We start from the raw sequence: 20,819 nt of genomic DNA on the forward strand, positions 1-20,819 counted from the left end.
GGTGAGGCGCGTCCCTACGTTGTTTGAAGCCAAACGAGTTGGGTGTGCGGCCCCGCGCCGCGGTCGCCGCACACCTTTGGCGGGGGCCCGGCCGTCCGCGGCCGGGCCCCGATCCCCTCCCTCACCTCCCCCTTCGCCCCCGTCCCCCAGGAGGACCGGCCATGAAGGTCGTCGTCGACATGAACAAGTGCCAGGACCACGGCCAGTGCGTCTTCGCCTCCCCGGACGTCTTCTCGCTGGACGCCGACGGCCGGCTGCTCTACGTCCCCGACCCCGACGACGCCCTGCGCGACGAGGTCGAGGAAGCCGCCGACGTCTGCCCGCTCCAGGCCATCCGGATCGAGGACTGACGCCGTGACCGCATCCGAGAGCACCGGACGCGTCCTGGTCGTCGGCGCCTCCATGGCCGGCCTGCGCGCCGCCGAACAGCTCCGCGCGGCGGGCTGGACCGGCGCGATCACCCTCGTCGGGGACGAACCCCACATGCCCTACAACCGGCCGCCCCTCTCCAAGGAGGTCCTGGCCGGCAAGGCGCCCTTCGCGTCCCTCGCCTTCCGCCCCCGCCCCGCCGTCGCCGACGCCGCCTGGCTCCTCGGCCGTCGCGCGGTCACCGCCCGGCTCCCCGAGCGCACCGTCGTCCTCGACGACGGCACCTCCCTCTCGTACGACGGACTCGTCGTCGCCACCGGTATGCGCCCCCGCCGGCTGACCTGCCCCGGACCGCTGCCCGGCCGGCACACCGTCCGCACCCTCGACGACGCCCAGGGCCTGCGCGAGGCCCTCACCCGGCCCGGCGCCCGGGTGGTCGTGGTGGGCGCCGGCTTCATCGGCTGCGAGGTCGCCGCCACCGCCGTCGCGCTCGGCGTCCGCGAGGTGACCGTCGTCGACCCGCTGCCGCTGCCCATGACCGGCCCCCTCGGCCCGCTCCTCGGCCGCGCCCTGCTCCGCCGCCACGAGGCACGCGGGGTGCGCTTCGCCCTCGGCACCGGCGTCGCCGGATTCACCGGCGACGACCGCGTCACCGGCGTGGAGCTGTCCGACGGGCGGGTCCTCGCGGCGGACGTCGTGGTCGAGTCGGTCGGCTCGGTCGCCAACACCGAGTGGCTCGACGGCAACGGCCTCGACCTCACCGACGGCGTCCGCACCGACGCCCTGCTGCGCGCCGGGGGCCGCCCCGAGGCCGTCGCGGTCGGCGACGTGGCCCGCTTCCCCAACGCCCGCTACGACGGCGTACCCCGCCGGGTCGAGCACTGGTCCATCCCCGGCGACACCGCCAAGCAGGCCGCCCGGACGCTCGTCGCGCATCTGCACGGCACGGGGGAGGAGCCGGCGCCGTTCGCGCCGCTGCCCACCTTCTGGAGCGACCAGCACGACTTCCGCCTCCAGTCCTTCGGCGCGCCCTCCTACGGCGCCGACGACGTGCGGGTCCTGGACGGCACGACCGACGGCGACGGCGACCTCGTCGTCGGCTACCACCGCGACGGCCTGCTGGTCGGCGTCGTCGCCCTCGGCGGCCCCGGCGCCGCGTCGGCCGCCGCCCGCCACCGCCCCGCGCTGCTGGCGCGGCCCGCCGTCACGGCGTGACGCACCCCGTCCTCACCGCGCAAGGAGCATTCGACATGACCACCGTCCGTGGTTACTTCCACCCCAAGACGGCGAGCGGCGCCTCGTCCCTGATCCCCGCCCCGCCGTGGCGCTACTCCGGCGACCTGCTCACCGTCGAGTACCGCACGGACCCCGCGCGCGTGCGTGAACTCCTGCCCGCGCCGCTGGAGTTGGCGGACGAGGACCCGGGCGCGGTCGCGCTGATCTGGGCCGACTGGCAGTCCTGCTCGGCGACCGGGGAGGAACTCCTCGACCCCGTCCGCGCCCAGTACAAGGAGGCGTTCGCGGTCGTCCGCTGCTCCTACCGGGGCCGGACCTACTCGCGGTGCGTGTACATCTGGGTCGACAAGGACTTCGCGATCGCGCGCGGTCTGCACCAGGGCTATCCGAAGAAGCTCGGCTCGATCCACCAGACCCGGCCGCACCCCTACGGTCCGGCCCCGCGCATCGAGGCCGGCGCCCGCTTCGGCGCCACCCTCGCCGCCGCCGACCGGCGCCTCGCCCAGGCCGTGGTCACCCTGCGGGAGCCCTCCGGGACCAACGGGTTCGTGAACAGTCACCCCATGGCCCACCACCGCTGGCTGCCCTCCATCGAGAAGGGCGAGGGCCTCGCGCTCGACGAACTGATCGAGACGGGCGCCGCCTCCTTCGAAGGCGGACAGCCCTGGGTCGGCGACGCGGACCTGGAGCTGTTCGAGGCGCCCACCGAGGAGCTGGCCCGGCTGGAGATCCGCGAACCGATCGCCGCCTACTACCGACAGGTCGGCGTCGTCTGGGACGGCGGACGCCTTCTGGAGTCCGGAACCTCCGGCGCCGAGTGACCCCGACCACCGCATCCATCACAGGACTTGGAGTCCCGACATGACCGAGCACACCCTCACGGTGGCCGGCGTCGCCGTCGACCCCCGGCACTGGATCGGCGGCGAACGCGTCGCTTCCGCCGGCACCTTCACCGACGTCTCACCCATCGACGGACGCGCCCTCGGCGAGATCGCGCGCGGCACCCCCGCCGAGGCCGCGGCCGCCGTGGCCGCCGCCAAGGCCGCCTTTCCCGCCTGGGCCGCCACCCCCCGCGCCGAACGCGCCCGGATCCTGCACGCGATCGCCGACGGGGTCGAGAAGCGCCTCGAAGAGCTGGCGATCGTCGAGACCGCCGACAACGGCGCCCTGCTCCGCTCCCACCGCCGGGGCGTCATGCCCCGCGTGGCGCACAACTTCCGCTTCTTCGCCGACTGGTCGCTCACCCTGGACCACGAGGACTTCGAGACCCGCGGGCACACCAACCACGTCTCCTGGGACCCGGCCGGCCCCTGTGTGCTGATCACCCCGTGGAACGCGCCGCTGATGCTGGCCACCTGGAAGCTCGCGCCGGCCCTCGCCGCCGGGAACACGGTCGTCCTCAAGCCCGCCGAATGGTCCCCGCTGACCGCCTCCCTGCTCGCCGACATCGCCGCCGAGGCCGGACTGCCCGCCGGAGTGCTGAACGTCGTCCAGGGCTACGGCTCCGAGATCGGCGACGCCCTCACCTCGCACCCGGACGTCCGGCGCATCAGCTTCACTGGGTCGGTCCCGACCGCCCGCCGCATCGCGGCCTCGGCCGCCGCCCACCTCACCCCGCTCAGCCTCGAACTCGGCGGCAAGTCACCGCTGCTGGTCTTCGCGGACGCCGATCTGGACCTCGCCGTCGACCTCGCGGTGGAGCAGTACGACAACGCCGGCCAGGTCTGTCTGGCGGCCACCCGGATCCTCGTCGAGGAGACGGTCGCCGAGGAGTTCACCCGCCGCTTCGTCGCGAAGGCGGGCGCGCTGGTGCAGGGCGACCCGCGCGAGGAGGCCACCGACATCGGGCCCACCATCCACCCCCGCCAGCTCGAGAAGATCGACGGATTCGTGCGCCGGGCGGTCGAGGCCGGGGCCCGGGTCGTCGTCGGCGGCCACCGCCGGGACGAGCGGTATTACGCGCCGACCCTGCTCACCGAGGTCGCCCAGGACTCCGAGATCGTGCAGGAGGAGGTGTTCGGACCAGTCCTCACGCTCCAGACCTTCGCCGACGAGGACGAGGCCGTCCAGCTCGCCGACGACACGCGCTTCGGACTCGCCGCCACCCTCGTCACCGGCGACCGCGAGCGCGCCGACCGGGTCACCGGGCGGCTCACCGCCGGCACCGTCTGGGTCAACTGCTTCTTCGTCCGCGACCTCAAGGCCCCCTTCGGCGGCTCCCGGCACTCCGGGGTCGGCCGCGAGGGCGGCACCTGGAGCTTCGACTTCTACTGCGACCTCAAGAACACGGTCACCGCGCCGAAGGGATGGAACGACCATGGGTGAGATCGTCGGGGCGGGCCTGCTCGCCCACGTCCCCACCATCGTGCTGCCCGAGGAGACCCGCCGGGAGCTGAACGACGGCGAGGAGATCACCCTCGTCACCGGACTGCGCGAGCTGCGCCGGGAGGTCTTCGCACGCGACGACTACGACACCGTCGTCGTCCTCGACTCGCACTGGGCGACCACCGTCGAGTTCGTCGTCACCGCACAGGACCGCAGGGCCGGCCTCTTCACCTCCGAGGAACTGCCGCGCGGCATGAGCCGGATGCCCTACGACTATCCCGGCGACCCCGAACTCGCGCACAACATCGCGAAGTTCGCCGACGAGCACGGCACCTGGATCACCGCGATCGACGACGCGTACCTGCCGGTCTACTACGCCACGATCAACCTCTGGAAGTTCCTGGGCGAGGGCCTGCCCGACAAGCGGTGGGTGACCGTCGGGGTGTGCCAGACCGGCGACGCCGAGGACCATCTGCGGCTCGGCCGGGCCCTCGCCGACGGCATCGCCGCCACCCCCGGCCGCCGGGTGCTGCTCATCGCCTCGGGCGCCCTCTCGCACACCTTCTGGCCGCTGCGCGAACTGCGCGACCACGAGTCCAGCGACCCGGCGCACATCTTCACCCCGGAAGCCCGCGAGGCCGACCTGGAGCGCATCGCCTGGTTCAAGGAGGGCCGGCACGACAAGGTCCTCGACACCATGGAGGAGTTCTGGAAGTACCGGCCCGAGGCGAAGTTCTTCCACTACCTGATGATGGCCGGCGCCCTCGGCGAACAGGACTGCGTCGCCCGCGCCCGCCAGTACGGCGCGTACGAGAACTCGATCGGCACCGGTCAGGTCCACCTCTGGTTCGACCGCCCGGCCGACGGCTGGACCGGCACGGGAGCCCCGGCGCCGGCCGCACCCGCCGCACCCCGTCACCCGCACCGACGCTCTTAGGAAACCGCCATGCCCGAGTACCGCCGCATCCTCCTGGACGGCGCCGCCGTCCAGGTCACCGTCGAGGGGGACGAACTCGTCGCCGGGGACGGCCGCCGTGTCAGGGCCGAGGAGGCCCGGCACCTGCCCCCGGTGGTGCCCTCCAAGGTGATCGCCGTCCACCTCAACCACCGAAGCCGCGTCGACGAGTTCGGGATCACCCTGCCCGACACCCCGACGTACTTCCACAAGCCCACCTCCTCCCTCAACTCCCACCACGGCGCCGTCGTCCGCCCCGAGGGCTGCAAGTGGCTCAACTACGAGGGGGAGGTGGCCATCGTCATCGGGCGGACGGCACGCAACATCGCGCCGGCCGAGGCGGGTGAGTACATCGCGGGCTACACGGTCGCCAACGACTACGGCCTGCACGACTTCCGGGACACCGACGCCGGCTCCATGCTCCGCGTCAAGGGCTCCGACACCCTCTGCCCGCTCGGCCCCGGCCTCGTCACCGACTGGGACTTCCGCGGCAAGAGCCTCACGACGTACGTCAACGGCGAGGTGGTGCAGGACGGTTCGACCGACGAGATGCAGTGGGACATGCACTACCTGGTCGCCGACATCGCCCGCACCATCACGCTCCATCCCGGCGACGTCCTGCTGTCGGGCACCCCGGCCAACTCCCGCCCGGTACGGCCCGGCGACGTCGTGGAGGTCGAGGTGGAGGGCCTCGGCCGGCTCACCAACCACATCGTGACCGGCCCCACCGCGATCCGTACCGACGTCGGCGCCCGGCCCACCGAGTCCGAGGAGGTCCTCTCCACCGCCCTCGGCGGCGACTGGGAGTTCCGCGGCGTCCGCCCGCCGCGCCGGGACTGACCGGGGGCGGCGAGGTCGGCCGGCCCCGCGGTGCCCCGGCCTGCGGCCGGTAGGGTCGCCGTCATGAGTGAACCCGCCGAGACCCCGTCGGCCCCCCGCCCGCGTCCGCGCCCCCGCGGCCGTAAGCGGGTCGGGTACGGGGAGGGCCGCGAGGCGCTGCTGGAGGCGGCGGTGCGGGTGGTGGCGCGGCGGGGGCTGCGGCATCTCACCTACCGGGCCGTCGCGGAGGAGGCCGGGGTCACCCACGGCCTGGTCGTGCACCACTTCGGCTCGCGGGACGCGCTGATCGAGGAGTCCCTCGCGTACGCGGTGCGCACCAGCCTCAGCAGCAGTCTCCTGGAGTCCGGCACCGGCCGCCCCGAGGACTTCGTGGCCGGGCTCACGGACATGGTGGAGGGCGACCCCGACGGCCAGGCGTACCAGTACGAACTGCTGCTGGAGGCGCGCCGCAGGCCCGAGCTGCTGACCCAGGTGCGGGCGCTGTACGACGAGTACTTCGGTGCCTCCCGGCGGGAGCTGGACCGCATCCTGCCGCAGGGCGCGAGCCCGGCCTTCAACCGGCTGGTGTTCGCCGCGCTGGACGGGCTCGTGCTGCACCAGCTCACCGGGATCGGCGACCGGGCGCAGACCGAGGCCGCCCTCGCCGAACTGCACACCCTCCTGCGGCACCTGGGCGGACGCCCGCCCGGGGACGACGCCTGAGCGCACGTCTCCGGCCCCCCGTCGCGTCCCGCGGCGGGGGGTTCGTCGTCCGTGGATTCCCCGCCGCGAATTCGCCGTCTCCACCCCCTTGTCAGATGGATAGTTCCGGCCCACCATAGGGCAACTCGTTTGGCTCTAAACGAAACCTCTCCCTTCCTCCCAGCAGGTGATCCGAGTGGACAGTCAGACGGTCGACACAGCTCCGCCGACCGCGGAGGCCGCCCGCCCCGCGGCGACCCTCAAACGCAACGCCCTGGGTGTCCTGGGCATCCTCTTCTTCGTCCTGTCCGCCCAGGCGCCGCTGACCGGCATCGCCGGCGCGGTCCCCATCGCGGTCGCCGTCGGCAACGGCCCCGGCGCCCCCGCCGCCTACGCCCTGGCCGGCGCGGTGATCCTGCTGTTCTCGGTGGGATTCGTGGCGATGGGCCGGCACGTCGTGAACGCGGGCGCCTTCTACACCTACATCGGCAAGGGCCTCGGCCGGACCGCCGGCAGCGGCAGCGCCGCCGTCGCCCTCTTCGCCTACTGCACGGTCCAGGCCGCGATGTACGGCCTCTACGGCTTCACCGTCGCCGGTCTGGTCGAGCACTACGCGGGCGTCCACATCGCCTGGTGGGTGTGGTCCCTGGTCACCATGGCCGCCGTCCAGATCCTCGGCGCCGCCGGGATCGAGCTGGGCGCCAAGGTGCTCGCCGTGTTCGTCCTGGCCGAGTTCAGCATCCTGCTGGTCTTCGCCCTGGTCACCCTGGTCAAGGGCGGCGGCCCCGAGGGCCTCGCCTTCACCGACACCTTCTCCCCGGGCGCCGCCCTCCAGGGCGCCCCCGGCGTGGCCCTGATGTTCGCCGTGGCGTCGATGTTCGGCTTCGAGGCCACCGCCATCTACGGCGAGGAGGCCCGCGAACCGCACCGGACCGTCCCGCGCGCCACCTACCTCTCGGTCGCGGTCGTCACCGGCTTCTTCGCCTTCACCTCCTGGATGCTGATCTCCTCCTACGGCCCCTCGAAGGCGACCGCGGCGGCCGGTGACGCCCTGGCCGGCGGCGACTCCACGGTCTTCGTCTTCGGCCCCATCGCCGACCAGTTCGGCGGCTGGGTGAACGACGTGCTGCCGGTGCTGCTCGCCACCTCGCTCTTCGCCGGCATCCTCGCCTTCCACAACTCCGCCAACCGCTATCTGTTCTCCCTCAGCCGCGAGGGCCTGCTGCCCGCCCGGCTGCGCGCGGTCAACTCCCGGCACGCCCCCTGGGCCGCCGGACTCGTCCAGACCGCGATCGCCGCCGTCCTGGTCCTCCCCTTCGCCGTCACCGGCAAGGACCCGGTGCTCACCCTCTTCTCCTGGTTCAGCGGCGTCGGCGTCCTCGCCTGCATGCTGCTGTACTTCCTGACCTCGGTCTCCGTGATCGTCTTCTTCCGCCGCGAACGCCTCGACACCCGGCCCTGGAACACCCTGATCGCCCCCGCCCTGGGCGCCCTCGGCATCGCCGCCGTGATCTGGGTGGTCCTCGCCAACTTCACCACCCTCATCGGCGGCGACGGCACCACCGCCACCTGGCTCGTGCTCGCCGTCCCCGCCGTCCTGCTGCTCGGCGCCACGGCCGCCCGACTGGCCCGCACCCGCTGACGCACCCCGCGCGGGGGCCCGCCCACCGGCGGGCCCCCGCACACCCCCGAAGGACACCCATGCCGGCCCTCACCCACGACGAACTCCTGCACCGCGCGAAGGAGTTGGAGTTCCCCACTCAGCACCACATCGACGGCGCCGACGAACCCGGCGCCGGCCCCTCCTTCGCGGTCGTCTCCCCCCGCGACGGACAGCTCCTCACCCGGGTGGCCGACGCCGGCGAGGCCGAGGTCGACCACGCCGTGGCCGCGGCCCGCCGCGCCTTCGACAGCGGCCCCTGGCCCCGGCTGGCCCCCGCCGACCGCGGCCGCGTCCTGCTCCGCATGGCCGACCTGCTGGAGGAACGGCGCGAACGGCTCGCCCTCACCATCACCCTGGAGATGGGCAAGCCCTACACCGACGCCCACGACATCGAACTGCGCGCCGCGATCGCCACCTTCCGCCACTACGGCCAGCTCGCCGACAAGCTCACCGACGAGGCCCCGCACACCGCCCCCGACACCCTCGCCCTCGTCACCCGCGAACCCGCCGGGGTGGTCGGCGCCGTCGTCCCCTGGAACTTCCCGCTCACCCTGGCCGCCTGGAAGGTCGCCCCCGCGCTCGCGGTCGGCTGCACGGTCGTCCTGAAACCCTCCGAGTCCTCCCCGCTCTCCGCGCTCCTGCTCGGCCGGATCGGCACCGAGGCCGGACTTCCCCCGGGCGCCCTCAACGTCGTCACCGGCGACGGCCCGGCCGCGGGCCGCGCGCTCGGCCTCCACCCGGACGTCGACGTCCTCGCCTTCACCGGCTCCACGCCCGTCGGCCGCCACTTCCTGCGCTACGCCGCCGACTCCAACCTCAAGCGGGTCTGGCTCGAACTCGGCGGCAAATCACCCAACATCGTGCTGCCCGACGCCCCCGACCTGGACCGCGCCGCCGCCACCGCGGCCTGGGGGATCTTCTTCAACCAGGGCGAGATGTGCACCGCCCCCTCCCGGCTCCTCGTGCACTCCTCGATCGCCGAACGCGTCACCGACGCCGTCGTGCGCCGGGCCCGCGAGGTACGCGTCGGCGACCCGCTCGACCCCGCCACCGAGATGGGCGCCCTGGTCGGCGAGGGCCATCTGCGCCGGGTGCGGGACCACATCGACAGCGGCCTCGCCGAGGGCGCCCGGCTGCTCACCGGCGGCGCCCGCACCCTCGCCGACAGCGGCGGCAGCTATCTGGAGCCCACCGTCTTCGACCGGGTCGGCCCCGGCAGCCGGCTGGCCCGCGAGGAGATCTTCGGCCCGGTCCTGTCCGTGCTCGCCTTCGACGACCTCGACGAGGCGGTACGGCTCGCCAACGCCACCGAGTACGGCCTCGCCGCCGGCCTGTGGACCGCCGACCTGTCCACCGCCCACACGGTCGCCCGCGCGCTCAGGGCCGGCACGGTCTGGGTCAACTGCTACGAGGAGGGCGACCTCACCGTGCCGTTCGGCGGGATGAAGCAGTCCGGCAACGGCCGCGACAAGTCCGCCCACGCCCTGGAGAAGTACACCGAACTGAAGACCACCTGGATCCAGTTGTGACCACGCCCCTGAAACCCCCTCGGCCGCTCATCGCGATCCCCGCCCGGTTCTCCGCCACCACCTCGGCCCTGCGGTACGCCGCCGAGGTCACCGCCCGCTCCCTCGCCGAGGCGGTCTGGCGGGCCGGCGGCGAACCCGTGACCCTCCACCCCGCCGACCCGGACGGCGCCGCCGCCCGCCTCGCCCGCTTCGACGCCCTGCTGCTCCCCGGCGGCGGCGACCTGGCCCCGTACCGCTACGGCGCCACCGGCACCCATGCCGCCGTCTACGACGTCGACGACCTCCAGGACGCCTTCGACCTGGCCGCCGCCCGCGCCGCCCTGGCCGCCGGGCTGCCGCTGCTGGCGATCTGCCGCGGCCTCCAGGTCGTCAACGTGGCGCTCGGCGGCACCCTGGAGCAGGACATGGGCGGTCCGGGGCTCGACCACCGGCACCGCACGCACCCCGTGCGCATCGCATCCGGCACCCCGCTCGCGGCCGCGGTCGGACAGGAGAAGACGGACGTCTCCTGCTACCACCACCAGCGCGTCGACCGCCCCGGCACCGGCCTCACCGTCACCGCCACCGCGGAGGACGGCACCGTGGAGGCGCTCGGACTCCCGGCGGCGCGCGGCTGGTTCACGGCCGTGCAGTGGCATCCGGAGGACACCGCCCACCAGGACCCCGCCCAGCAGGGACTGTTCGACGCCCTGGTGGCCGCCGCCCGCCGGTGACGTCAGATCCGCTCGGCGGCCTCGACCACGTTGGTCAGCAGCATCGCCCGGGTCATCGGGCCCACCCCGCCGATCGGCGGCGCGAAGGAACCGGCCACGTCACCGACGTCCGGGTGGACGTCCCCGAGGACGCCCTCCACCGTGCGGGTCAGACCCACCGAGAGCACGGTGGCGCCCGGCTTGATCCAGTCGGGCCGCACCAGGTGCGCCACCCCGGCCGCGGCCACCACCACGTCCGCCTCCCGGGCGTGCGCGGCCGTGTCCTGCGTGGCCTCGTGGCACAGGGTGACGGTGGCGTGCTCGGTGGCACGGGTCAGCATCAGCCCCAGCGGACGGCCCACGGTCACCCCGCAGCCGATGACACAGAACTGCTGACCGGTGATCTCCACCCGGTTGCGGCGCAGCAGGTCGATGATGCCGCGCGGGGTGCAGGGCAGCGGCGCCGGAATGCCCAGCACCAGCCGGCCGAGGTTCGTCGGGTGCAGTCCGTCGGCGTCCTTGACCGGGTCGATCAGCTCCAGCACCGCGTGCGTGTCGATATGGGCGGGCAGCGGGAGCTGCACGATGAAGCCGGTGCAGGCCGGGTCGGCGTTCAGCCGCAGCACGGCCGCCTCCACATCGGCCTGGGAGGCGTCGGCGGGCAGCTCCACCCGGATCGAGGCGATGCCGACCTGCGCGCAGTCCCGGTGCTTGCCGCCCACGTAGGAACGGCTGCCCGGGTCGTCGCCGACGAGGATCGTGCCCAGCCCCGGGTGGACACCGCGCTCCTTGAGCGCCTCCACCCGCAGGGCCAGTTCGTTCTTGATGTCGGCCGCGGCGGCCTTGCCGTCGAGAAGCGTTGCGGTGGTCACGGGTGGACGAGCCCTTCGGGTTCGGGAGAGAACGACGGTCGTTCCATCGTACGACCCGACCGTCACCCTTCTTTCCCGCGTCCGTCCCGCTCTCCCTCAGGCCCGGGGCCGCCGGCCGCTGCGCCGGGGCGTGGGATCGGCGCCGTCCAGCAGGGCGCGGCGGCGCTCCTCGCCGTCCTCCTCCACCTGGAGCACGACCTGCCGCAGCGCCTCGGCGAGCCCCCGGCACTCCTCGGCGTCGAGGCGCCCGGTCACGAACGCCTCCTCCTCGTTGAAGCGGGGGAAGAGCCGCCCCATCAGCTCCTCGCCCTCGTCGGTGAGGCTCAGCAGCACCAGCCGGCCGTCGGTCGGATGGTCCGCCCGGCGCAGCAGCCCCCGGGTCTGGAGGGTGCGCGCCACCCCGGTCAGGGTGCCCTTGGAGATACCGGCCTCCTCCGCCACGTGCCGGGTCTCCGACTCGCCCCAGATCCAGACGACCCACAGCACCACGAACGCCGTCCAGGTGAGGTCGGAGCCGCGCAGCACCGAGTTCTCCAGATGCTGGCGCACCGCCGAGGCGGCCCGGTAGATGTTCGCCACCGCCGCCATCTGCTCCCGGCGGATCGGTACGCCGCCGAGCTTCTCGGACGCGAGCCGCTCGGCTTCGGTGATGGAACGCTGGCCGGGCACGGGCGGCTCCTTCGCATCGCACCGGGGCGGGGGCCCGGCGGTCGTTCGGCGATCGGTTCGGTGATCGTCCGGCGGTCGCTTCGGTGGTCGGTCGGCGATCGGCTCGGCGGTCACTTCGGTGGTCGTTCGGCCTCAAATTGTACGGAGGCCGGGCCCCGGCGCGGCGGCCCGAGGGCCCCGACGTACCCTTTCCGCACGTCACACCCGGTCCGAGGAGCACGCATGTCCGCCGCCGCCCGTCCCCGCCTCCTCTATGTCACGGACCTGGCGTACCCGGCCCGCGGGCGCCGCTACTGCGACGAGGACATCGCGCTCACCGCCCGGCTGCGCGCCGAGTTCGACCTCGCCCTGTGCCATCCGCTCGACGCGGCCCGGCTGATGGAGGGCTTCGACGCGGTCGTGGTCCGCAACAGCGGCCCCGTCCTGGCGTACGCCGACGCCTACCGGGCGTTCCGCGAGCGGGCGCTGAGCAGCGGGACGCGGGTCTACAACCCGCTCACCGGCAAGGCCGACATGGCCGGCAAGCAGTACCTCCTCGACCTCACCGATGCCGGGTACCCGGTCATCCCGACCGTGGACCGCGCCGAGGACCTGCACCGCCTCCCCGCGGCGGACCGCTACGCCGTGAAGCCCAAGCTGGGCGCCGACTCGATAGGGCTGGAGTTCGTCACCGCCGACCGGCTGGCCCCTCTCGCCGACGGCACGGTCCTGATCCAGCCCCGGGTGGAGTTCTCGTACGAGGTCTCCTTCTACTACGTCGACCACGACTTCCAGTACGCCCTCTACGCTCCGGACCCGGACCGCCGCTGGCAGCTCCGGCCGTACGAACCGACCGTGGGGGACCTGGAGTTCGCCGGCCGTTTCATCGAGTGGAACGACCTCGGGCACGGCATCCAGCGGGTGGACGCCTGCCGGGCGCCGGGCGGCGAACTGCTCCTGGTGGAGCTGGAGGACCTGAATCCGTATCTCTCCCTGGACGTCCTCGACGACGCCGGGCGGGACGCGTTCGTCGCCGCGACCTGCCGCTCCCTGCACGGCTTCCTGGCCGCCTGAACCCCGCCGCCCCGCCGCCCGTATCTCTCCGGGGGAACGGACGGAGGGAGAAGCAGCGTGCCGACACCGGCCGAACCGGGGCGGGAGCCCGACGAACGACCGGTCCTGGAACCCATCCGGGTCCTGCGGCCCCGCAACACCGACGCCCTCGCGGAACTCTTCCGCGAGCTGACCGAGGACACCGGCTCCTACGAGGCCGTGCCCGTGGGGGACGAGGCGACCGAGGAACTGCCCGCCGTACCGGCGGGTGGGACGGACTTCTTCGGCACGGACGGCGCCGCTCCGCCGGCCGGTGGCCGCCACCTCAGGACGGGCGCGACGTTCCGGCGGGCCGACGGCCGCCGTACCCGGGGTGTGCCGACCGCGCCGCCCGGCCCGACGGGAACGACCGGGACGGGTGCCACCCGTGAGATGGCCCGCCCACGCGTCCCGGCGCCGCACCCGGCCGTGCCGGCCCGGCTGCCGACCGCCGGATCCGGTGCGGGACTGCGCCGGGCCGCGGTGATCGTCGCCGTAGCCGCGGCGGCGCTGGTCGGCTTCGCCTGCGCCCTCCTGCTGCCCGCCCGGGACGGCGAGGCGGCGGCCGCCCCGGCCCCGGCTGCCCCGAGCCCGGCCGCCACCGCGCCGTCACCCGGCACCGGCACTGACCCCGACGGCGCGGGCACCCTCCGTGAGGGTGACAGCGGCCCCGAGGTCACCGACCTCCAGCAGCGGCTGCTGCGCATCCCGAACGTGTACGACGGCGGCGGCACGGACGGCCGTTACGACACCGTCCTCACCGAGGCGGTGGCGCGCTTCCAGCTCTGGTACGGCATACGGGGCGACGAGGACGGCGTCTACGGCGACGACACCCGGGAGGCACTGGAGGCGCGCACCGCCACCGGATGACGCGTAACGCATCGGAAAAGTGGGCCGAGCGGCAATGTGGCGCGTGTCACAATGCTCGGCGGGTCGGGGTGCGATCAGGCGCGTCGGTCCGCCGAGCCGAAAGCCGCCCGTATGAACGTCTCCCGCCTCCCGGGCCTGGTGCTGCCCGTCGCCTTCCTGCTGGCCCTCGTCGTCGGGGCGCTCTGGTACTGGCGGCACCGCGACGACTGAACCGCCGCCCCGCTCCTGGGTGTCCCGGTCCACCTGGACACCCAGGACACCCAGGACGCCCTGGACGTTCAGGGCCGTTCAGCGCGTGGAGCCGTGTTCCACCAGTGCCTGGGTGACCGCGCGGACGCTGCGGGCGATGTGCTGGAGCTGCATGACCTCGGCGGCGTAGAGCTTGATCGTGTGCTCGATGACCGACTCGGGCATGCCCAGGCGGGGCAGATCGGCGCGGGCGGTCTGGAGGGCGGTGCGCGCCACCCGGACCTCCTGCTGCACCTGGAGCTGCGCGTGCCGGGCGAGCAGCACGGGGTGGCGCAGCAGCGCCGGGTAGCTCGCGTAGCGCGCGGGGACCAGTTCGCGCAGCCACTTGGCGGCCGAGCGCTCCCAGTCGTAGCTCCCCGGGCTCTTGACCTGGCACGGCCAGTCCGGGCTGATGCGAGTCGTCGTCGTCAGGGTCATGATCATCGCTTCCGGGAGGGTGGCGTCGGGACGGGTGGTCCGACAGTTCGGGGCGGCCCCGGTCCAGGGGATGACCGGGGCCGCCACGGTGCTCTCGCCAGGAGAGCCCCGAGTGCCCTGAGCGCCGACGCGGGTAGGGGACGGCGGCTTCGGGCGCTCGTACCGGGTGCCCTGCTGGGCGGGTGCGGCGTACGCAGTATTTATATATGCCGTCTGCTTTGCAAGGAGTATGAAAACATTCATGCGCGATTTGGCCGCAATGATCCCTGTGTCGCTTTTCAGGGAGGGGGGTGGGTCAGTCGCGCAGGAAGAACTGGTGCTGCTCGGCGATCTGCTCGTACTCCTCGAGCCGCGCCTGGGTGCGCTCGGGTCCGGCGTCCGTCATGGCTTGGAGCACCGCGGCGGCCATCATCCCGGGGGCCGCGTACGAGTCGAAGACCAGCCGGGAGCCCGTACCGGTGGCGAAGGTGACGTCGGCCTCGTCGGCCACCGGACCCAGCGCCAGATCGGTGATCAGGGCGACCTTCAGCCCGGCGCTGCGGGCCACCCGGACCGCGGTCAGGGTCTCCGTCGCGTGCCGCGGCATCGAGAACGCCAGCACCCAGGTGCCGCCCGCCTCCCGGGACTGGAGCAGCGCGTCGTAGGCCACGCTGCCGCCGCGCGTCACCAGCCGTACGTCCGGATGGACCCGCCGGGCCGCGTACGCGAAGTACTCCGCGAGCGAGACCGAGATCCGCAGGCCCAGGATGGTCAGCGGCGTCGACTGCGACAGCTTGCGGCCGATGTCGATGACCTGGTCCGGGTCGGCGAAGTCGCGCCGCAGGTTCTCCAGGTTCTCGATCTCCGCGTCCACCGCCGCCTGGAGCTCGTTGCTCCGGTTCACCTCGGCCGTCGCCGGGCCGCCCGCCAGGGTGCCGAGCGCGATCGACTGGAGCCGCTCGCGCAGCGCGGGGTACCCGCTGAACCCGACGGCCGCGGCGAACCGGGTCACCGAGGGCTGGCTCACCCCCACGCGATCGGCGAGGTCGGTGATCGACAGGAACGCCGCCTCGGTGATGTTCTCGATCAGATACTGGGCGATGCGCCGTTGCCCCGGGGACAGATGAGGCCCGTCGAAGAGGGCCCGCAACCGGGAGGTCGGGGACACCTCCGCCTCCGGCGCGGTCTTTCCCGAGGTGATGGCGGATGCCTGTGCGCGTGCCTGCTGGGGCGATGGCACCGGTGCGCCTCCTTTGTCTCCCACGCAGCTCAACATAGCTCACGGACCGTGCCGGCCAGCGTGCCCGAAAGCCCGGCAACCGCACATCCCGCTTGCAGTTACCGCCGGTAGACATGATCACGCCCCCGGACCGCCACCGGCGCACACGGGTACGGCGCGAGGCGCGAAGGGGTTCATCCCGACGCGCTCGAACGGCCCGCGAACGGCCCGCCGTCACCCCACCCGCACCACCAGATCCGCCCGCTCCCGGGTGGACGCGACCAGGGCGGCGTTGTGTCGGTCGGTGCCGTGTGTCCAGGCCACCGCCTCGGTGTGGGCCTTGCCGAAGCGTTCGTGGCGGGCGATCAGGCGGCGTACCCGTTCCTCCTCGTCGGTCTCGCAGAACCAGACCTCGTCCAGCGCGGCCCGTACCCGCGTCCACGCGCCCGTGCCGAGGAGGAGGTAGTTGCCCTCCGTGACGATCAGCCGTGCCGTCGGCGGTACCGGGAGCGCGCCCGCGAGCGGCTGCTCCAGCTCCCGTTCGAAACCGGGCGCGTACACGATGTCCTCGCCGTCGCCCTCCTCGCGCAGCCGGCGCAGCAGTGCCGCGTACCCGGCCGCGTCGAAGGTGTCGGGGGCGCCCTTGCGGTCGCGGCGGCCGAGCCGGTCGAGTTCGGCGTCGGCCAGATGGAAGCCGTCCATGGGCACGTGCGCCGCCCAGGCCCCGTCGCCGCGCTCCCCTTCCAGGGCGCGTACGAGGCGCTCGGCGAGCGTCGTCTTCCCGGCGCCCGGACTGCCCGCGATGCCGAGCAGGACGCGCGGCCCGCCGTCCCGGACGAGGGAGCGGGCGCGATGGCACAGGTCGTCGAAAGTCAGCACACCGCCGAGTGTCCCAGCCCCGCCGCTGACCCGGGTGGGCGTATCCGGCCCCGCGCCCGGCGGGCGAGTGGGCTAGCTTGACCGTGTTTTAAAGATTTTCTTACGTTTTGCCGCACTTTCACTCTCCGCTGATCCCGGGCAAGGGGTGGGTCATGTCCAACGGCGCGAACGCCCTGCTCGTCGGCGGCCGGCGAGGCACCCCGGCGCACGCGTCCGGCACCGCCTGGCGCGAACGCTGCGCCCTGCCGCTCGCCGCCGTGGCCGTCGCCTTCACCCTCGCCCAGCTCCTCCTGGTCCGCCCCGGCCTCGGCCTCGGCTGGGACGAGACGGTGTACGTCAGCCAGTACGCCGCCCAGGCGCCGCCCGCCTTCTTCAGCGCACCCCGCGCCCGGGGCGTCTCCCTCCTCACGGCACCGGTCGTCTCCTGGTCGACGTCGACGGAACTGCTGAGGATCTACCTCGCCCTCCTCTCCGGCGCGGGGCTCTACCTCGCCCTGCGGGTCTGGCGCCCCCTCTTCCCCGACCGCGTTCTGACCGTCGCCGGCGCCTTCTTCGCCTCCCTGTGGGTGACCCTCTTCTACGGCCCCCAGGCCATGCCCAACCTCTGGGTCGCCCTCGGCGGACTCGTCTGCGTCGGCTGCTTCCTGCGGGCCCGCGCCGACGGCCGCGACCCGGCCGCCCTGGCGGGCCTCGCCGCCGGCGCCGCGCTGATGGCGTGGATGCGGCCCACCGACGCCGTCTGGCTGGCGCTGCCCCTGCTCGTCCTCGCCGCCCTGCGCCACCGCGGCCTCGGGCTGCTCCTGCTGGCGGGCCTCACGGCGGGCGGCATCCAGTGGGTGATCGAGGCGTACATCGCGCACGGCGGTCTGGGCCGGCGGCTGTCCGAGGCGTCCCGCATCCAGGGCGGCCTCGGCTGGAACCTCGCCGTCGACGACCAACTGCGCGGCCTGGTCGGACGCACCCTGTGCCGCCCCTGCACCGGCTCCCTGCCACACCCGGTGATCATGGCCTGGTGGTTCGTGCTGCCACTGGTCGCCGCCCTCGGCCTGGTGATCGCGGTCCGCGCCCGCCGCCCCGCCCCCACCCTGCTCCCGCTGGCCTGCGCCACCACCGCCGCCGTCCCCTACCTGTTCATGATCGGCTACGCGGCGCCGCGCTTCCTGCTGCCCGTCTACGCCCTCCTCGCGATCCCGGTCGCCGACGCCCTGCTCCACCTGGTCACCCGCCCGGACGGCCGTCCACGCCCCGTCGTCGCGGCCCTCACCGCGCTCGCCGTCGCCGGACACCTCGCCGTGCAGTACGCGGTCCTGGACCGCACCGTGGACCGCACCACCGCCCACCACCGCGACTGGGCCCGGGCCGCCGCCCAACTGCACCGCCTCGGCGTCCGCCCGCCCTGCCTCCTCACCGGCGCCGACGCCATCCCCGTCGCCTACTACGCCGGCTGCTCCTCGGCCGCCGTCCGCGGCCACAACGCCAACGCCACGGAGGCCGCGGTCCGCAGCACGGCCCGCCGTATCCCCACCGCCGCCCTCAGCCGTCCGGACGGCAGCCCACCCGCGTACGCCCGCGACTGGACGGTCCACCGTTCCCCGCTGTTGCGTCTGCACATCGCACCGGCGCCGGGGCGGGGCCGGTCGTGAGGCAGAACGCGAGCGCGTGACGGACGTCAGCGGCGGACGTACTCCTTGCGCCAGCGCGTGATCTGCTGGGCGGGGTCACCGGTGTAGGACCAGGGTGTGCGGGTGAAGCGGGTACCGAGGTGGGTGAGAAGCGGGCCCGCGACGTCCTCGGCGCGGGCCGAACACGCGGCGTGGGCGAGATAGTTGCAGTCGCGCAGCGCACCGGGGGCGACCGTGCCGCGCACCCGGCCGGTGAACCACCGCTCCCAGGTGCGGCGCACGTCGCTCGCCGCGGCGTCGTCGGTCCAGTGCTGGCCGAGACCCACGGTCGCGGAGCGCCCCGCGGTGGTGTCGACGGCGTACCGGTACTCCTCCACGCGCGCGTACTGCACCAGCACCGGCAGCGGACAGCCCCGGGGCGCCACCCCGGCCGCGTCCCGCGCGAAGTCGTACATCAGGCCGTGCGAGCCGTGCCAGCGCGCGGAGTAGTAGTGCAGCACCTGGAGATGTCCCTCCATGCTGTACGGGTCGCGCCGGTGCAACTCGTCCCACCAGCGCGCCAGTTCCTGCCGCCGCACCCCGGCCGGGTAGAGCCGGGCCACCGAGATCAGGGAGATCCACGGCGTCGGGTCGTCGAGGTAGGACTCGGTCGCCGACAGACAGGCCGCCACCGCCGCGTCGATGCGCCGCTGGTCGATCGGCACGCCCCGGCCCGCGGCGATGGCCAGGTTGAACGCCCGGACCGTCTCGGTGGCGGCGCGCAGCACCAGCGCGTCCGCGCTGTGCGGTTCCGCGGCCAGCCAGGTCTCCACGGTCGAACTGCCCGCGCACGCCTGGGCGAGCTGCCGCACCCGGTGCCCGCGGGCGAGCCAGTCCGCCCCGGTCGTCCGCAGCAGATCGCGCACCCCCTGCCAGCGGCCGATCACGATGTCGTGCCGGGCGGAGGACAGGGCCGCGTCCCCGCAGTCGGGGTCGAAGCCGGGAACGAAACGGTTGCGCGCCATCACGCTCCCCCTCAGAAGTCGGTCGGCGGACCCTCGTGGGCCGTCGCCCGGTCCGCCGGGTGCCGCGCGGGCACACAGTCCGCCTCGACGGTGCGCGAGGCGTCCAGCCGGGCGGGCCGGTAGTAGTCGCTGCCCCGCCGCCAGTACCAGAGCATCGGCACCAGCCCCACGGCGAGCCCGCCGAGACCGATGGCGATCGCCGCCGGCTCCAGCTCGCCCAGCGACTCGAAGAGGATCCAGAACATGAAGACCGAGCCGAACAGCGGCCACAGCCCGCCGAGGACGAAGTCGGCCGGGGACCTCAGCAGGGTCCTGCGGTAGGCGACGACCGCGGCCAGCCCCGCCAGACCGTAGTAGACGGAGATCTGGAGGCCGATCGCCGCGATCGCGTCGGCGAGGATGTCACCGACCGAGCCCAGCGCGTTGGAGGCCACGAACATCACCAGCGCGACCCCGCCGACCACCACGATCGCCACCCACGGGGTGTTCCACGTGCGGTGCACCCGGCCCAGCGCGGCCGGCATCGTACGGTCCCGGCCCATCGCGAACAGGGAGCGGGTGACCTGGATGAGCGTGGTCTCCAGGGTGGCGATGGTGGACAGCATCACGGCGACCGTCAGCAGCTTCCCGCCGGTCCCCGGCCACACCGCCTCACCGAGCGCCGCCAGCACGTCGGCGCCGTTCGCGCTGATCTCGGGCCCGCTGAGGATCACGTCGACCGCGATGGTGAACACCTCGAACAGCAGGAAGACGATGCCCAGCCCGAGCAGTCCCGCGAGCCCGGTGGTCCGGCGGCTGTCGCGGGTCTCCTCGCTGAGGTTGCCGGTGACGTCCCACCCCCAGAAGTAGAACGCGGCCACCAGCGCGCCCGAGGCGAACCCGGCCACCCCGTCGAAGTGTCCGAGGCCGAGCCAGGACCACTCGAACCGCTGCCCCCGGCCGCCGGTGTGGAAGAGCGCGAGCAGTGCGAACAGGGCGAGGATCGTCAACTCGACGCCGGACATGAGGATCTGGGCGCGCACGGTGAGCCGGGCCCCGCCCAGCACCACCGCCAGCATCAGGACGAACCAGCCGGCGCCCACCGCCGTCGACAGCGCCGTGTGGCCGGCCAGCTCCTCGTCGAAGAGGGCCAGGGTCATCGCCCCGGCGGGCAGCGATCCGGCGACCATGAAGAGGGTGGCCGAGACGACCAGCGCCCAGCCGCTGAGGAAGCCCAGGAACGGGTGGAGCGTGCGCCCCACCCACGAGTAGCCCGCCCCCGCGTTCACATCGATCCGGCCGAGCCGGCTGTAGGCCATCGCGATGCCCGCCATGGGTATCGCGCAGTACAGCAGCGCCGCCGGACCGGCCAGTCCCACGGCACCGAACAGGACCGCCGTCGTGGCGGCGACGGAGTACGCCGGGGCGCTGCCCGCGACGGCCATCACCACGGTGTCGAAGGTTCCGAGGGCGTTCGCCTGGAGCCCGCGTCCGGTGCCCTTGCTCATGCCTGCGCTGCTTTCCGTCGTGCACACGGCCGCGAAAGCGCCGGTCGGGCGAACGCGGTGGAGACACCGGCCACCACAGCGTCGGCGGACGGTCACACCCAGTCGCGAGTGATGATAGCCCGCACACTTGAGGTTTCAAGATTGACTTGCGGGTAACGTGACGCGTCCGATAGGACCGGCAAGTGCCGTGA

General features: G+C 73.5%; 20 protein-coding genes. 13 read left to right on the plus strand and 7 right to left on the minus strand.

Annotated features, from left to right (window positions below; translation table 11 throughout):
- Window positions 1–161: 161 nt before the first annotated feature.
- The 10 genes from AFM16_RS34335 (at window position 162) to AFM16_RS34380 (ending at window position 10,311) form a co-directional block, all read left to right on the plus strand.
- A complete protein-coding gene (locus AFM16_RS34335; protein ID WP_078636283.1) occupies window positions 162–350 on the plus strand; it encodes a ferredoxin in 189 nt (62 codons plus the stop codon).
- Between the two features lie 4 nt (window positions 351–354).
- Entirely contained in the window at window positions 355–1,584 is a 1,230-nt protein-coding gene (locus AFM16_RS34340) for an NAD(P)/FAD-dependent oxidoreductase (RefSeq protein WP_256861378.1), read from the plus strand.
- 35 nt (window positions 1,585–1,619) lie between these two features.
- Window positions 1,620–2,426, plus strand: coding sequence for an acetoacetate decarboxylase family protein (locus tag AFM16_RS34345; protein ID WP_078636284.1), 807 nt, complete (start codon window positions 1,620–1,622; stop codon window positions 2,424–2,426).
- 40 nt (window positions 2,427–2,466) lie between these two features.
- The gene (locus AFM16_RS34350; RefSeq protein WP_078636285.1) at window positions 2,467–3,930 is read left to right on the plus strand and encodes an aldehyde dehydrogenase; all 1,464 of its coding nucleotides are present in this window, start codon (window positions 2,467–2,469) and stop codon (window positions 3,928–3,930) included.
- Window positions 3,923–4,867 (plus strand): 3,4-dihydroxyphenylacetate 2,3-dioxygenase, encoded by a 945-nt coding sequence (locus AFM16_RS34355; RefSeq protein ID WP_030795816.1) that lies wholly within the window; start codon window positions 3,923–3,925, stop codon window positions 4,865–4,867. The genes AFM16_RS34350 and AFM16_RS34355 overlap by 8 nt, the downstream gene beginning before the upstream one ends.
- Before the next feature lie 9 nt (window positions 4,868–4,876).
- Window positions 4,877–5,725, plus strand: a complete 849-nt coding sequence (locus tag AFM16_RS34360; protein ID WP_078636286.1) for a fumarylacetoacetate hydrolase family protein — start codon at window positions 4,877–4,879, stop codon at window positions 5,723–5,725.
- 63 nt (window positions 5,726–5,788) lie between these two features.
- Window positions 5,789–6,427 carry a TetR/AcrR family transcriptional regulator gene (locus AFM16_RS34365; RefSeq protein WP_078636287.1) on the plus strand — a complete coding sequence of 213 codons (639 nt, stop codon included), beginning with the start codon at window positions 5,789–5,791 and terminating at the stop codon, window positions 6,425–6,427.
- A gap of 175 nt (window positions 6,428–6,602) precedes the next feature.
- On the plus strand, window positions 6,603–8,048 hold the full coding sequence (locus tag AFM16_RS34370; RefSeq protein ID WP_078636288.1) for an APC family permease: 1,446 nt from the start codon (window positions 6,603–6,605) through the stop codon (window positions 8,046–8,048).
- Between the two features lie 59 nt (window positions 8,049–8,107).
- Window positions 8,108–9,598, plus strand: coding sequence for an aldehyde dehydrogenase (locus tag AFM16_RS34375; protein WP_078636289.1), 1,491 nt, complete (start codon window positions 8,108–8,110; stop codon window positions 9,596–9,598).
- Window positions 9,595–10,311, plus strand: coding sequence for a gamma-glutamyl-gamma-aminobutyrate hydrolase family protein (locus tag AFM16_RS34380; protein ID WP_078636290.1), 717 nt, complete (start codon window positions 9,595–9,597; stop codon window positions 10,309–10,311). The genes AFM16_RS34375 and AFM16_RS34380 overlap by 4 nt, the downstream gene beginning before the upstream one ends.
- A gap of 2 nt (window positions 10,312–10,313) precedes the next feature.
- On the opposite strand, the gene AFM16_RS34385 is transcribed toward AFM16_RS34380, so the two are convergent.
- Both AFM16_RS34385 and AFM16_RS34390 read right to left on the minus strand, forming a co-directional pair.
- Window positions 10,314–11,162 carry a bifunctional methylenetetrahydrofolate dehydrogenase/methenyltetrahydrofolate cyclohydrolase gene (locus AFM16_RS34385; protein ID WP_030795823.1) on the minus strand — a complete coding sequence of 283 codons (849 nt, stop codon included), beginning with the start codon at window positions 11,160–11,162 and terminating at the stop codon, window positions 10,314–10,316.
- 96 nt (window positions 11,163–11,258) lie between these two features.
- Entirely contained in the window at window positions 11,259–11,831 is a 573-nt protein-coding gene (locus tag AFM16_RS34390; RefSeq protein WP_030795824.1) for a MarR family winged helix-turn-helix transcriptional regulator, read from the minus strand.
- 222 nt (window positions 11,832–12,053) lie between these two features.
- Between AFM16_RS34390 and AFM16_RS34395 the strand changes: the two genes are divergently transcribed.
- Window positions 12,054–12,884, plus strand: coding sequence for an ATP-grasp domain-containing protein (locus tag AFM16_RS34395; protein ID WP_078636291.1), 831 nt, complete (start codon window positions 12,054–12,056; stop codon window positions 12,882–12,884).
- A gap of 57 nt (window positions 12,885–12,941) precedes the next feature.
- The gene (locus AFM16_RS40290; protein ID WP_078636292.1) at window positions 12,942–13,772 is read left to right on the plus strand and encodes a peptidoglycan-binding domain-containing protein; all 831 of its coding nucleotides are present in this window, start codon (window positions 12,942–12,944) and stop codon (window positions 13,770–13,772) included.
- A 288-nt stretch (window positions 13,773–14,060) separates the two neighbouring features.
- On the opposite strand, the gene AFM16_RS34405 is transcribed toward AFM16_RS40290, so the two are convergent.
- From AFM16_RS34405 to AFM16_RS34415, 3 genes are all read right to left on the minus strand, one after another.
- Complete coding sequence (locus AFM16_RS34405; protein ID WP_030795827.1) at window positions 14,061–14,444, minus strand: hypothetical protein; 384 nt, start codon at window positions 14,442–14,444, stop codon at window positions 14,061–14,063.
- 289 nt (window positions 14,445–14,733) lie between these two features.
- Complete coding sequence (locus tag AFM16_RS34410; protein ID WP_037876647.1) at window positions 14,734–15,657, minus strand: MurR/RpiR family transcriptional regulator; 924 nt, start codon at window positions 15,655–15,657, stop codon at window positions 14,734–14,736.
- Window positions 15,658–15,870: 213 nt separating this feature from the next.
- Window positions 15,871–16,512 (minus strand): nucleoside/nucleotide kinase family protein, encoded by a 642-nt coding sequence (locus AFM16_RS34415; protein WP_030795829.1) that lies wholly within the window; start codon window positions 16,510–16,512, stop codon window positions 15,871–15,873.
- Between the two features lie 155 nt (window positions 16,513–16,667).
- Here AFM16_RS34415 and AFM16_RS34420 point away from each other — a divergent pair, with 155 nt between their 5' ends.
- On the plus strand, window positions 16,668–18,158 hold the full coding sequence (locus AFM16_RS34420; protein ID WP_078636293.1) for a hypothetical protein: 1,491 nt from the start codon (window positions 16,668–16,670) through the stop codon (window positions 18,156–18,158).
- 26 nt (window positions 18,159–18,184) lie between these two features.
- Here AFM16_RS34420 and AFM16_RS34425 read toward each other — a convergent pair whose 3' ends face one another.
- Window positions 18,185–19,141 carry a hypothetical protein gene (locus AFM16_RS34425; RefSeq protein WP_078636294.1) on the minus strand — a complete coding sequence of 319 codons (957 nt, stop codon included), beginning with the start codon at window positions 19,139–19,141 and terminating at the stop codon, window positions 18,185–18,187.
- Between the two features lie 11 nt (window positions 19,142–19,152).
- Window positions 19,153–20,628, minus strand: coding sequence for an APC family permease (locus AFM16_RS34430; RefSeq protein ID WP_030795833.1), 1,476 nt, complete (start codon window positions 20,626–20,628; stop codon window positions 19,153–19,155).
- Window positions 20,629–20,819: the final 191 nt, after the last annotated feature.

The organism is Streptomyces antibioticus (genome assembly GCF_002019855.1).
GTDB lineage: Bacteria > Actinomycetota > Actinomycetes > Streptomycetales > Streptomycetaceae > Streptomyces > Streptomyces antibioticus_B.